Raw genomic sequence first — 12,230 nt, 5'->3', positions numbered from 1 at the left:
CGCCCGTTGAACTGTGCGTCAGTTCACCATCATATGTTGGCCAACGGGTGTAAGACTTGGTTCTCACGTCGTGAACGGGAGGTCACATGCTCGCCATGAGCCAGCACGAGTGGGGTGACTCGGAAGCCGTGATACGGCCGACCGAGGTGCCCGTGCCGGAGCCGGTGTTCGGTGAGGTGCGGGTGGAGGTCGCGGCGGCGGGGGTGAACCCGGTGGACGTCTACACCCGCCGGGGCCTTGCCTACAACAGCGTGCTGAGCCTGCCGTTCGTGAACGGCTGGGACGTGTCGGGGACGGTGACCGAGGTCGGGTACGGGGTGGCCAGGTTCCGCCCGGGGGACCGGGTGTTCGGCATGCCCCGGTTCCCGCACGCGGCCGGCTGCTACGCCGAGTACGTCACCGCCCCGGCCCGGCACCTGGCGCGGCTGCCCGACGAGCTGAGCTGGGTCGAGGGGGCCGCGCTGCCGCTGGCCGGGCTCACCGCCTGGCAGATGCTGGTCGAGGTGGCCCAGGTGAGCGCGGGGCAGCGGGTGCTGGTGACGGCGGCCGCTGGCGGTGTCGGTCACCTGGCCGTGCAGATCGCCAAGGCCAGGGGCGCGCACGTGATCGGCGCCGCGCGGTCGGCCAAGCACGGGCTGCTGCGTGAGCTGGGCGCGGACGAGACGGTGGACTACACCGTGACGGACCTGGCCGGTCACGTCCGCGAGGTGGACGTGGTGATCCAGATGTTCGGCGGCGAGCAGGGCGTGGCCAACCTGGGCTGCCTGCGACCGGGCGGCATCCTGGTCAGCGCGCAGGGCGCCTGGACCCCCGGGTTGCATGAGCGGGCCGACGAGCGTGGCGTGCGCGCCGTCAGCTACCTGGTCGACCCGGACGGCGCCGGCCTGGAGGCATTGGCCGACCTGGTCCGCAAGGGGCTGCTCCGGGTGCACGTCGAGCGGGTGTTCCCGCTGGCCGAGGCGGCCGCCGCGCATCGGCTCAGCGCCGAGGGCCGCACCACTGGAAAGATCGTTCTACTGGTGGGAGCCTAGCCGGCCTGGCCGGCCTCGCCCGCGCCCCAGAGTGGGACGTTCCGCCGCTCCAGGTCGTCGATCATCGTGAGCCCCCGCTCGGCCCAGGCGATCTCGAACTTCGCCTTGTCCACCTCGCCCTGGAAGGCGAACAGCCGGAACGCCACGATCGCCTCGTGCTCGGCCTCCGGGCGCTCCTCCAGCCGCCGGCGCAGCAGCGGGACCCGGCGGTTGCGCACGTCGGACAGCAGCTGCTCCCAGTTGTTCAGCGCGTTGGTGAAGTGGCGGACGTGGGCGGTGAGCTGCTGCCTGGCGTCCTCATAGGTGGAGAACTCGAAGTGCGCGGCGCGCAGCCGGTACGGGTCGCGTTCGGCTGCGTAGGTCGTCGGGTCCCGCAGCCAGCGGTGCAGCTCGGCGAGCCCGGCGTCGTTGATCGCGTACATCCGCTTCTCCGCGCGGTCGCCGCGCGGCAGCACCCGGACGTCCAGCAGCCCGTCCCGCTCCATCCGGCGCAGCTCGGGGTAGATCTGGCTGTTGGGCGCGCTCCACACGTAGGCGACCGACCCGTCGAACTGCTTGACCAGGTCGTAGCCGGTCATCGGCTCGGCGGTGAGCACGGCCAGCAGGGCGTGCCGCAGCGACATGCGATCCCTCCGGCTCGCGTTTAGCTCTCTATGAACTGAACACCATACCTATCGGACCAGGGCGTCCAGGTCGCCGGTGCGGTATTGACGCGGGTCGTCGCCCTGTCTAGGTTCTAAGCCAACACTCGTAGGCCAACAGTTGTTTCGGAGGGCGCCGTGAGCAACCTGCCTGACACGGTCGAGGTCGCGGTGGTCGGCGCCGGTCCGGTGGGGCTGACGGCGGCCGTCGCGCTGGCCCAGTTCGGGATCGACGCGGTCGTGCTGGACGCCGCCGAGAGCCGAAGCGTCCAGTCCAAGGCGGCGGTGGTGCACTCCCGCACGCTGGAGGCGCTGCGCGAGCTGGGGGTGGCCGACCGGCTGGTCGAGCGCGGCGTGCGGGTGCCGTACTTCGGCGTGCGCGACCGGGATCGCGGGCTGGTCACCGTCGACTTCCGCCCGCTGCCCACCGACTTCCCGTACACGCTGATGTGCCCGCAGGACGTCACCGAGACGGTGCTGGACGAGCGGCTGCGCGAGCTGGGCGGCCGGGTGCGCCGTCCGCTGACGCTGGTCGGCCTGCGGCAGGGCCAGGACGCGGTGGAGCTGGAGGTCGCGGACGCCGAGGGGCAGGCCCGGCGGCTGTCCGCCCGGTACGTGGTGGGCGCGGACGGGGCGCACAGCGCGGTGCGCGGCCTGCTCGGGGTGGAGTTCACCGGCGGCACCTACGACCAGGGGTTCTACCTCGCGGACGTGCGGATGGACTGGGCGCTGTCGCGCGAGGAGGTGCAGCTGTTCTTCTCCCCGGCCGGCCTGGCCGTGGTCGCGCCGCTGCCGCACGGCCGGCACCGCATCGTGGCCACCGTGGACGGCCCGCTGCACGGCACCGGCGTGAGCGACCCGCAGGCGCTGCTGGACCAGCGCGGGCCTCGGGCCAGGCCGGCGACCGTCCGCGAGCTGGTCTGGTCGTCCAACTTCAGGGTCAGCCACCGGATCGCCACGCACTACCGGCGCGGCCGCGTGTTCCTGGCCGGCGACGCGGCGCACGTGCACAGCCCGGCCGGCGGCCAGGGCATGAACACCGGTATCCAGGACGCGGCCAACCTGGCCTGGAAGCTCGCGCTCGGCTGCCGGGGCCGGGCCGACGACGCGCTGCTGGACACCTACGAGAGCGAGCGCCGGCCGGTCGCCGAGGGCGTGGTCGCCCAGACCCACCGGCTCACCACGCTCGCCACGATGCGCGGCCCGCTGCGCACCACCCTGCGCAATGCGGCGCTGCGCACGCTCGGCCGGCTGCCCCCGGTGCGCCGAGGGCTCGCGTTCGGGCTCTCCGGGCTGGCCGTCAACTACGGCTCCGGTGACGGCAAGCCCGGCGCGTGGGCCGGCATCACGCTGCCGCCGGTCGCCGGCACGCCCCGGTATCGGCTGGTCCTCCCGGGCGCGGTGCCCGAGGCGGAGGTGGCGCGCCTGCGGCGGGCGGCCGGGGACCGCAACGTGCTGGTGCACCGGCACGAGCGGGTCTCCTCCGCCCAGCTGGTCCGCCCGGACGGCTACCTCGCCGCCAGCACGCCGACGGTGCGCGCGACCGAGCTGCTCGACGCCGTGCCGCACTGAGCCGGCGCGGCGCGTCAGCGGTCGGCCAGCGCGTCCTCGACGGTCTCGTACAGCGCGACCACCGTGTCGAGCGAGGACAGGTTGAACGCGCGCACGACGTGACCGTCGCCGGTGACGACGGTCAGCCAGTCCGGCCGTGCGGGGACCCGGTTGGCGTGTTCGGCCACCACCGCCAGCCCCGACGAGCCGATGAACGTCACCCCGGACAGGTCCAGCACGACCGGGCGGTCACCGTTCTCGCCGGAGAGGGCCTCGTCCAGCTTGGGTGTGGTCAGCATGTCCAGCTCGCCGGACACGCTGAACACCGCTGCCCGGCCGGCGTCACGACGGTTGATGATCATCGGATGTCGGGCGTCACGAGGTTGTTGCGCATCGAGCACAGGGTAACGCTTTCGCCACGCAGCGTCCGGCTGGAGCCCGTCCTCGCGGGTGTAGTGGGGAGGCGGGCGGGCATTCTGCGTGGTGGACACGAGAAGCGCGGTGCCGTCGCCGCCCGCCGAGAGGTCGACGCCGCGAGTCCTGGAGGTCGCCGCGGCGCTGGCCTGGCGGTTGCTGGTGGTCGCCGCGGCCCTGTACGTGATCGGCGTGGTCGTGGGCTACCTCGCGGCGCTGGTCGTGCCGGTCGCCATCGCGTTGCTGCTGGCCGCGCTGCTGGCTCCCGCCGTCGACCGGCTGATCAGGTACCGGGTGCCCCGGGGCCTGGCGATCGTGGTGGTCGTGGTCGGCGGGCTGGCCGGGCTCGGTGGGCTGCTCACGTTCGTCGTGCTGACCTTCCTCAACGGGCTGCCCGCCCTGCAGACCCAGCTCGCGGACAGCATCAACACCATCACCGGTTGGCTGACCGACGGCCCGCTGCACCTGAGCGGGGACCAGCTGCGCGGCCTGCGCGACAACCTGCTCGCGGCGATGAGCGCGAACCAGACCAGCCTGACCGCCGGCGCGCTGACCACCGCCGCCACCATCGGCCAGACCCTGGCGCAGATGGTGTTGGTGCTGTTCACCCTGATCCTGCTGCTGCACGACGGCGCGGGCATCTGGCGGTTCCTGCTCGGCGCCGCGCCGGCCGCCCGCCGCGCCCGCGTCGACGTCGCGGGCCGGCGTGGCCTTGCCGCGCTGGTCAGCTACGTGCGGGCCACCGCCGCCGTCGCCGTGGCGGACGCGGTCGGGATCGGTGTCGGCCTGGCGATCCTCGGCGTGCCGCTGGCGGTGCCACTGACCGCGCTGGTCTTTCTCGGGGCGTTCATACCGATCATCGGCGCGGTGATAGCCGGGGGAGTCGCCGTGCTGGTGGCGCTGGTCGCCAAGGGCTTCATCCCGGCGCTGATCGTGCTGGGCATCATCGTCGCGGTGATGCAGCTGGAAAGCCACGTGCTGCAACCGCTGCTGCTGGGCCGCGCCGTCAAGCTCCATCCGCTGGCCGTGGTCCTGGTCATCGCCGCCGGGCTGCTCTCCGCCGGCATCGCCGGAGCCCTGCTCGCGGTCCCGCTGCTGGCGGTGGTCAACTCCGCGGTCCGTTCCCTGCTCAGCGAGGCCGACGCGCACGTCAACCCGACCGACGTGCACACCAGCCAACCCGAGGCGTCCGCGCCCGACGAACCCGGGATCGACGTCCACTCCGAGATCGACGAGTGACCGGGTCACCGCAGCGGGTCGATGCCGGCGTCGATGAGGTTCTTCGCGGTGAACCTGTCGCAGCCGTCGACGACGAGGCCGTGCTCGCAGCCGTTGCGGTACTGGCGTTCGCCGCTGGTCATCGGCCGGGGCCGGGCGTCGGGCTCGTCGTCGGTGTCCTGTCCGGTGCCGCGCCGGTGGTGACGTGAGTGGCGGTCGCCCTTGACGCACACCTGCTCGCCCGGTTCGGCGTCTTCCAGCGCCGATTCGAGCTCGTGGGAGCTCATGTGTTCGCATTCGTCATCGTCGGGCGCCGACTCCGCGGCCGGTGCGGTCGCGGCGGTGGGGGACAGCACGGACGCGCCGCACGCCGCGACGGCGAGGGCCAGGGTCGTGAGCGTGCGGGACGACATGGGCGCCGAATGGACGGATGATCGTGCGCGGCGGTGCTTCATGGGGAGCTTCTTCCGTTGGTTCACACGGTGAGCGACGGGTACCCGCCGGCCGTCCGGCAAAACACCCGCCGTGCTCAGGCGAGGTAGTCGCGGAGCGGGTCGGAGCGAGCCGGGTGGCGCAGCTTGGCCAGGGTCTTGTGCTCGATCTGGCGGATCCGTTCCCTGGTCACCCCGTAGACCTGGCTGATCTGGTCGAGGGTGTGGGGCTCGCCGTCGACGAGCCCGAACCGCAGCCGCAGCACCCCCGCTTCGCGCTCGGTCAACGTGCCCAACACCTGGTTGAGCTGGTCGTGCATCAGGGTCACCGACACCGCCTCGGCCGGCGCCACGGCGCCGGTGTCCTCGATGAACTCGCCGAGGCTCTGCTCGGCGTCGGTGCTACCGACCGGCTGGTCCAGGGACACCGGTTCCAGGGAGATCCGCCGCAGCTCGCGCACCCTGGCCGAGGTGAGCTCCAGCTGGGCGGCCAGCTCCTCGACTGACGGTTCACGTCCCAGCTCGCGCAGCATCTCGCGCTGCACCCGGCCCATCCGGTTGATGACCTCGACCAGGTGGATCGGGATACGAATGGTGCGGGACTGGTCGGCCATCGCGCGGGCGATGGCCTGGCGGATCCACCAGGTCGCGTACGTGGAGAACTTGTAGCCCTTGACGTGGTCGAACTTCTCCACCGCCCGCATCAGCCCCAGGTTGCCTTCCTGGATCAGATCGAGAAACGCCATGCCCCGGCCGGTGTAGCGCTTGGCCACCGACACCACCAGCCGCAGGTTCGCCTCCAGCAGGTGCTCCTTCGCCCGCTGCCCGTCGCGCACCAGCCAGCGCAGTTCGCGGCGCAACCGCCGCTGGTCGGAGCCGGTCACGGACTCGAGCCGTTCGGCGGCGAACAGGCCGGCCTCGATCCGCTTGGCCAGCTCCACCTCCTGCGACGCGGTCAGCAGCGGCACCTTCCCGAGCTGGCGCAGGTACGCCCGCACCGAATCGGCCGTGACGGCCAGCGCCATGTCGTCGCGCGCGTCCGGCTCGGGATCATCGAGGTCGGCAACGACCCGATCGGCCGCATGCTCGCGTGGCCCATCCGGAACGTCCGCCGAAGCCTCTCCGGTTCCTGCGATCATGGGCATGCGTGTTCCCCAACACCAGTTCCGCAAACCGCGCCACCAGGGCCTCGGGCCGGTTGCGGCGTGCGTCGCCTATTCGGTACGACCCGGATTACCAGCGCTTTTTCACGCTCACCGCACGCGGTTGCCTCCTCACCGCTCCGCCTGTGTCGGTGGCGCGCACGGCGTAGGCCTAAGGTGCCCCGCGCTTGGCCGCGACTGCCCGACGGCGCCGCTCCGCCGCCAGGGAGCGGGAGATGATCCGCTCGTACCGCCAGGTCAGCCAGCGCCGCCAGAACGTGACCAGGAGGCCGTGGTCGTCCGACTCGTTGGCGAGGCGCCACTCGCGGACGGCCGGCCGCAGGCGGGTGGCGTCCGTGATCGTGTCCATGCAGGGGCGGTGGAGCGTGGCCCCGCCGGGTTGGTCCAGGTAGATGTCGGGGCAGATGGTCAGGCCGCATTCGGCCTTCGGGTACGGGTCGGCGGGGTTGCGCACGGCGTGCACGTGCCGGTCGGTGAGGTCGAGCAACATGCCGATCGTGACCGGCTCGGGCCGTGGCGGGGTCACCACGAGCCGTCCCCGACCGCGACGCGGGCCGACCGGCTGAGCAGCGGATTGCTCCCCGCCCGGGGCTCCACCCGCCCAGGAAGCTCCTTCAGCGCCGCCGCGCAGTCCTCGTGCAGCACGGCGTTCTTGGCCGGCGGGTGCCCAGTGGGAACGACTTCTACGCCGCACACCGTCGGCAGCCGGCCCGTGCTGAGCGTGCCGTTGATGAACGCCGCGCGTACGACCCCGTCCAGGACCGCGTGCACGACACCGTTCGCGCCTAGGACGGCGCTGTAGGTCTGGGCTGGTGTCACGTGGTCGGGCTGCCCCGCTCCGCTCCCGTAGTCGATCACGAGGTGACGCTATTGGCGAAGAACCCAACGACGGTAGGACAGGGCGTCCTACCGGGAAACGGTGTCCTACCAGCGAGGTAACAAGTGTCGCTAGCTTGCGAGGCCGAACTTTCGCGCCAAGTCGCCCAACCGGGACGCCTTACGCGCCCGTCGCTCCCGCGTCCGCAACTCGTTGACCAACATCTTCGACGGCGCGTTGTTCCGAAGCCACACGTCAGGAGCGAGGGTGCTCATCGCCCACAGGGCATCCTCGGCCTGCTGATCGTGCCCAAGCCGGACGTGTGCCAGCGCCCGATCTTGCAGGTGCCGGGCGCGGGCGTTCAACGGCAGCGGGGTATCACGCGGCATCGCCTTCGCGGTTTCCAGAGCCGACGTGTACGCCTCGGTCACAACATGCACGTCCACCGTCTGCATGGTCACCTGGTCCGGACCAAACGCGCACTCGTAGTCAGTGCGATACCCCGTGTGACGTGCGATGTCGCGGGCTTCACTCAGCAGATGACCCGCTTTGCCCGCGTCGCCGTCGCGCCCGGCGGCGTTGGCGGAGGAAAGCAGCAGGGAGCCGCACAGCGCCATGCGAGGTATGTCGGCCCGGTGCTCCGGGCCGATAGCACCGGCGGCGCTGGACGCCAACCGGTAGGACTCCTCAAAACGTCCTTGGGTGAGCAGCAGCCACGCCATGGTTCCTTGTAGCGCGCTCACCCGGAGCGGGTCGGTGCCGGCGTGCGCGATCCTCAGCGCTTCCCGCACCGCGATGTGCGCGGCGTCCGGCTGGCCCAGCTGCACGAGCGTGCACCCGGCCGCCTGGTAGAGCTGCGCGACAAGGTCGGCCGCTTCTCCGGTGAGGTCGAGCGCGCGGCCAAGCCGCAGCGTCTCGGGAAGGGTCTCGCCGAGCTTGTCGTAGCGGCCCGACCAGTAGCTACCCCAGGTGTAGGTCACGGTGCGGCGCAGCTCATCCAACGAAGGCTCGCGGGTCAGGTCGCTCACGCCGAGAAGATCGTCGATGACGGTGACCGCGCGCCGCAGCGCGACCACCCCAGAGTTCTCCGAAGGCTGAGGCAGTGCAACCTCCTTGCCTAGGAGCCGGACGATGTCGACGTCGAGCGCCCGCGCGAGCTTGTGCAGGCTTGGGAGCGACGCCGTGTGCCTGACACCCTGCTCCAGCTTCCGGACCAGATCGAGCGACACACCGGCCGCCGCCGCGAGGTCGGCTTGGGTCATCCTTCTGCCGGTCGGCCCGATTGCCCGTTCCCGCAGGCCCCGCACGCGGTCGCCGAGGCCGTCGGGTTCGTCGCCGATCACGGTACGATTCGTCATGTCCGAGCTCCAGCCTCGGCGTTCGACCCTCGCTCACGGAACCGGAGCGGGCCTTACCGGCCAGACTCTACGCCACGCGACGAGGCCCGCAGGTAGTGATGATCACTTGCTTGGCGGGGGAGGCGGCGAACCTTTGCCGACGGCGGTTGCGTCAGGTCGAGCTCGACAGGTTGCAGCGAGAGGTCGCTGTCGCCGTCCAGGTGGCGCAGGACGATCCCCTCGCGCAGCGCCCACGGGCAGACGTCGAGGCGTCCGACGCCGAGGGCCTTCATCGTGGACCTGGCGACGATCGCGCCGGCGAGGATCTGCCGGGAGCGCGGTGTGGACACCCCGTTCAGTTTGGCGCGCTGTTCGGCGCTGAGCCCGGCCAGGCGCACGGCCCACGCGGACGCGTCCTTCCTGGTGAGGCCGCGGGGTACGAACGGGCCCTGGCGCTGCGGGGACGCGCCGGCCAGCCTGGCGAGCTGCTTGAAGGTCTTCGACGTGCCCACGACCCGGGCTGGCGGGCGCTCCCACCGCATCCGGTCGGAGACCTCGCGCAGCGTGTCGCGCACGTGGCGGCACAGGGCCTTGACCTCGGTGCGGCTCGGGGGGTGGTTCGACAGGAACGCGCGGGTCAGCCGGCCGGCGCCCAGCGGAAGCGACACCGAGACGTCGGGTGTCTCGGCACGCCCGAGCGCGATCTCCAGCGAGCCTCCCCCGATGTCCAGCACGAGCAACCCGCCGGCCGACCAGCCGTACCAGCGGCGCGCGGCCAGATACGTCAACCGGGCCTCGTCCTCGCCGGCCAGGAAATGCGGCCTGATTCCCGAGGCCTCCTCGATGCGGTTCAGGACCTCGTCCCGGTTTCCGGCGTCGCGCACCGCCGAGGTCACGAATGCAAAGAGTTGTTCGACGGATCCCTGACGGGCCGCGCCAACCGCCCTTTCCACCGCGTTCACCACGCGATCCAGGCCCGCCTCGTTGATCGAGCCGTCCTCGCTGAAGGCCTCGCTCAACCTGGTGGGTTCTTTTATCGCATACGCCGGCAGGGGCGGCTCGCCCGGAAAGGCCTCGACAACCTGTAGCTGGGCGGAGTTCGACCCGATATCCAGCACGCCAATTCTCATCTGTCCGCACTACCCGGCGGAGAAAGTTCCACACGGAAATCAGCGGGTGTGGTTGTCCGGGGGCGGCAGCAGCGGGCCGAGCGGGCCGAGGTCGATGTTGAGGTCGTCGGGGTGGAGGCCGAAGTGTTCGCGTAGCTCGGTCATCGCCTCTTCCAGGCGCATCAGGCCGAGGCCGAGCTTCTCGACAGTCTCCTCGGGCAGGCCGGCGGTGCCGCGAACGCCTTGACGCCCCACTCGGAGTGTCCGCGCAGGCGGTCCAGCACGGCGGCGAGGCCCGGGGCCTTCTCCGCCAGCACCGCGCGGAGGCGGCCGTCGTCGTGGTAGATGGTGACCAGCCGCGCCGGCGCCACGGTGTGCGCCTCGGCCACGGCGTCGACGACCCGGTGGTGGGCGCGGGCGGTGCCTTCCAACCAGCCCAGGTCCTCCATGGCGTGGCGCAGCGAGCGCTCGCTGAACCGGTCGCTCGGCACGCCGCTCACCACCGCCGCCAGGCCGGCCTCGACCACGGTCCGGACCGGCGCGCCGTCCACTCCGGTCAGGGCGTCGGCGGCGACCGACTCGGCGAGCGTGGCGTCGCCGACGGCGTACAGGTAGGTCGCGAAGGCGCTCATCGGTCGGGCTTGCTGGCGATCGGGGCCGGCTCCTCGGCGAGGTCGCGGCGGCCGGAGCTGAGCGTCGGGTCGCGCTCCCACCAGTCGATGCCCAGCTCGCGGGCCTTGTCCACGGAGGTGACGAGCAGCCGGATCTTCACCGTGAGCAGCTCGATGTCGAGCAGGTTCACCCGGATGTCGCCGGCGATCACGATGCCCTTGTCCAGCACCCGCTCCAGGATGTCGGCCAGGTTGGTCGACTCCTGACGCTGGGCCGGGCGCGGGATCGTCATCGCCGGCAGGCCGGCCGCCTCCCGCCGCCAGTCAGCCATGGTGGCCCCCCGGCTCGGGCATCAGCCGCCGCACCAGCTCGTTCTCCAGCTCCGCGCACTCGGCTTCGGACAGCTCGCCGGATCGGCGGGCCGCGTCCACGCGCTCCAGCTCGGCGCGGACCAGGGCCGGGTCGCGCAGGCGCGCCTCGGCCTCGTCGCGGATCCGCTCGGACAGCCACAGCATCCCGCGCACGGGGGCCAGCGGCAGGCCGAGCAGGCCGGTCAGCAGGCTCACCGCCATCTCCCCGGGACGAAGTCGTAGGGCGCCACCGGGCCCAGCAGGCGCAGCCGCACCCGGCCGCCGAACTCCCGGCCGACCTCGTCCACCGCGTCGGAGAACTCCCGCTCGGCGGCCCTGTCGACCAGGAACGCGGCGTCGATGACGTCCTCCGGGCTCGCCGGCGGGTGCTCGACCGTCTCGGCGCTGGTGGGCGTGAGCCGCTCCAGCATGCGGGCCGCGTCGAGCTCGCGCAGGGCCGTCATCTCGTTCACCACCCGTTCGCCCAGCCGCACCCGCTCGGGGTACGAGGCGTCCTCGGGCAGCCCGTCGATCCGCTCCCGCAGCGAGCTGATCTCCGCGTCGCGCTCCAGCAGCTCGCGCAGCACGATCTCCTGCCGGTAGCTGCCCCGCAGGGTGTACTGCACGCGCCCCTGCAGCGCGGCGAGGATCTGGCTGAGCCGGTCCTGCTCGGTGGCGAGCAGGTCGGCGACCTCAGCGGGGTCGTCGACCACCGAACCGAAGCGCATGGGCAGGATCGCCGTCGTCGCCGCCACCGCGTCGACCACCCGCTGGTGGCCCAGGATGTCGTCGGCGGTGCCCACCGCCCGGTCCGTCGGCGCATCGCTGACCAGCGCGGCCAGCCGGCCCCGGGTGATCGTGGAGACGCGGCCCGACGGCCCGAGCCCGACCAGGTCCTCCGGCGGCTCGGCGTCGGCGGCCACCAACCCGTACACGTAGGCCGGCGTCATTCCGCGCGCTCCTTCGTGCCGGCGCGGGTCCTGCGTTTCGGCGCCTCGTCGCGGTCCTGCTGGCCGCCCTTGCCGAGCATGTCGCCGACCTTGTCGGCGGCCGCGTCCAGCATCCCGCCGGTCTTGCCCCGGGAGCCGCCCTCCGTGAGGCCTTCCATCAGCTCGGGCAGGTCCTTGCCGCCCTTGCCCTGGGCGTACAGGTCGAGCCGGTTCGTCGCCTCGGCGAACCGCAGGTAGGTGTCCACGCTGGCCACCACCACGCGGGCGTCCACGGTGAGGATCTCGATGCCGACCAGCGACACCCTGGCGAAGACGTCGACCACCAGGCCCTTGTCCAGGATCAGCTCGACGACGTCGGCCAGCCCGGACGGGCCGCCCGACATGCGCTCGACCTGTCCGTTTCCGGGCCGCTGAGTCATTACCGACACGGGCGCTCCTTTCGTGTGCACTAGATCTGTTTCGAAGGCCAGGGCGGCCGGTTACCCTCCGCGAAGATCACGACACTTCCCGGCGCGCCACCGTGCGCCAATTTGCGCCGTTCAGACCAGGCGAAGCACATTTGGAGCATTCGACGGCCGCGTTTCGTTCGTGCTTCCGAGGGTATTG

Annotated in this window: 16 protein-coding genes and 1 pseudogene; 3 read left to right on the top strand and 14 right to left on the bottom strand. The window is 71.7% G+C overall.

Translation table 11 applies throughout. From position 1 onward, the window contains the following. Window positions 1-95 precede the first annotated feature (95 nt). Window positions 96-1,031, top strand: coding sequence for an NADP-dependent oxidoreductase (locus N912_RS0109210; protein WP_342670836.1), 936 nt, complete (start codon window positions 96-98; stop codon window positions 1,029-1,031). On the opposite strand, the gene N912_RS0109205 is transcribed toward N912_RS0109210, so the two are convergent. Then, window positions 1,028-1,654 (bottom strand): PadR family transcriptional regulator, encoded by a 627-nt coding sequence (locus N912_RS0109205; protein ID WP_028922204.1) that lies wholly within the window; start codon window positions 1,652-1,654, stop codon window positions 1,028-1,030. The two genes, N912_RS0109210 and N912_RS0109205, sit on opposite strands and share 4 nt — an antisense overlap. Before the next feature lie 156 nt (window positions 1,655-1,810). On the opposite strand from N912_RS0109205, the gene N912_RS50585 reads away from it, so the two are divergent. After that, window positions 1,811-3,244, top strand: coding sequence for an FAD-dependent monooxygenase (locus tag N912_RS50585; RefSeq protein WP_064745179.1), 1,434 nt, complete (start codon window positions 1,811-1,813; stop codon window positions 3,242-3,244). Between the two features lie 14 nt (window positions 3,245-3,258). Here the strand turns inward: N912_RS50585 and N912_RS50580 are convergent, their stop codons facing one another. Continuing rightward, window positions 3,259-3,585, bottom strand: a complete 327-nt coding sequence (locus N912_RS50580) for an STAS domain-containing protein (protein ID WP_051579878.1) — start codon at window positions 3,583-3,585, stop codon at window positions 3,259-3,261. A gap of 118 nt (window positions 3,586-3,703) precedes the next feature. Between N912_RS50580 and N912_RS0109190 the strand changes: the two genes are divergently transcribed. Beyond that, a complete protein-coding gene (locus N912_RS0109190; protein WP_051579877.1) occupies window positions 3,704-4,876 on the top strand; it encodes an AI-2E family transporter in 1,173 nt (390 codons plus the stop codon). A gap of 5 nt (window positions 4,877-4,881) precedes the next feature. On the opposite strand, the gene N912_RS0109185 is transcribed toward N912_RS0109190, so the two are convergent. The 12 genes and pseudogenes from N912_RS0109185 to gvpJ all read right to left on the bottom strand — a co-directional run bounded on the left by N912_RS0109185 (window position 4,882) and on the right by gvpJ (window position 12,043). Further along, window positions 4,882-5,268, bottom strand: coding sequence for a hypothetical protein (locus tag N912_RS0109185; RefSeq protein WP_028922202.1), 387 nt, complete (start codon window positions 5,266-5,268; stop codon window positions 4,882-4,884). A gap of 116 nt (window positions 5,269-5,384) precedes the next feature. Beyond that, complete coding sequence (locus tag N912_RS50575; protein WP_084210694.1) at window positions 5,385-6,431, bottom strand: RNA polymerase sigma factor; 1,047 nt, start codon at window positions 6,429-6,431, stop codon at window positions 5,385-5,387. A gap of 169 nt (window positions 6,432-6,600) precedes the next feature. Continuing rightward, on the bottom strand, window positions 6,601-6,975 hold the full coding sequence (locus N912_RS0109175) for a hypothetical protein (protein WP_156993299.1): 375 nt from the start codon (window positions 6,973-6,975) through the stop codon (window positions 6,601-6,603). Beyond that, a complete protein-coding gene (locus N912_RS0109170; protein WP_028922200.1) occupies window positions 6,972-7,307 on the bottom strand; it encodes a hypothetical protein in 336 nt (111 codons plus the stop codon). The genes N912_RS0109175 and N912_RS0109170 overlap by 4 nt, the downstream gene beginning before the upstream one ends. A 90-nt stretch (window positions 7,308-7,397) precedes the next feature. Further along, window positions 7,398-8,624, bottom strand: a complete 1,227-nt coding sequence (locus N912_RS0109165; RefSeq protein ID WP_051579875.1) for a helix-turn-helix domain-containing protein — start codon at window positions 8,622-8,624, stop codon at window positions 7,398-7,400. A gap of 53 nt (window positions 8,625-8,677) precedes the next feature. Continuing rightward, the gene (locus N912_RS50570; RefSeq protein ID WP_051579874.1) at window positions 8,678-9,733 is read right to left on the bottom strand and encodes a Ppx/GppA family phosphatase; all 1,056 of its coding nucleotides are present in this window, start codon (window positions 9,731-9,733) and stop codon (window positions 8,678-8,680) included. Between the two features lie 39 nt (window positions 9,734-9,772). After that, window positions 9,773-9,934: pseudogene (gvpK, locus tag N912_RS64480) on the bottom strand (gas vesicle protein GvpK); the annotation flags it as partial. After that, complete coding sequence (locus tag N912_RS50560; RefSeq protein WP_051579873.1) at window positions 9,895-10,344, bottom strand: GvpL/GvpF family gas vesicle protein; 450 nt, start codon at window positions 10,342-10,344, stop codon at window positions 9,895-9,897. The pseudogene gvpK and the gene N912_RS50560, both read right to left, overlap by 40 nt. Further along, window positions 10,341-10,616 (bottom strand): gas vesicle protein, encoded by a 276-nt coding sequence (locus N912_RS50555; protein ID WP_051579970.1) that lies wholly within the window; start codon window positions 10,614-10,616, stop codon window positions 10,341-10,343. Before N912_RS50555 ends, N912_RS50560 begins: the two co-directional genes overlap by 4 nt. A 31-nt stretch (window positions 10,617-10,647) precedes the next feature. Continuing rightward, window positions 10,648-10,890 carry a gas vesicle protein GvpG gene (locus N912_RS0109140; RefSeq protein WP_028922198.1) on the bottom strand — a complete coding sequence of 81 codons (243 nt, stop codon included), beginning with the start codon at window positions 10,888-10,890 and terminating at the stop codon, window positions 10,648-10,650. Then, window positions 10,887-11,624 (bottom strand): GvpL/GvpF family gas vesicle protein, encoded by a 738-nt coding sequence (locus N912_RS0109135; RefSeq protein WP_028922197.1) that lies wholly within the window; start codon window positions 11,622-11,624, stop codon window positions 10,887-10,889. Before N912_RS0109135 ends, N912_RS0109140 begins: the two co-directional genes overlap by 4 nt. Continuing rightward, window positions 11,621-12,043 (bottom strand): gas vesicle protein GvpJ, encoded by a 423-nt coding sequence (gvpJ, locus tag N912_RS0109130; RefSeq protein ID WP_169747852.1) that lies wholly within the window; start codon window positions 12,041-12,043, stop codon window positions 11,621-11,623. The genes N912_RS0109135 and gvpJ overlap by 4 nt, the downstream gene beginning before the upstream one ends. Window positions 12,044-12,230: the final 187 nt, after the last annotated feature.

Origin of the sequence: Actinospineispora acaciae DSM 45401 (assembly GCF_000620785.1) — a bacterium.
In the GTDB taxonomy this organism is placed as follows: domain Bacteria; phylum Actinomycetota; class Actinomycetes; order Mycobacteriales; family Pseudonocardiaceae; genus Pseudonocardia; species Pseudonocardia acaciae.
This window is presented reverse-complemented; position numbering and strand designations above follow the sequence as displayed.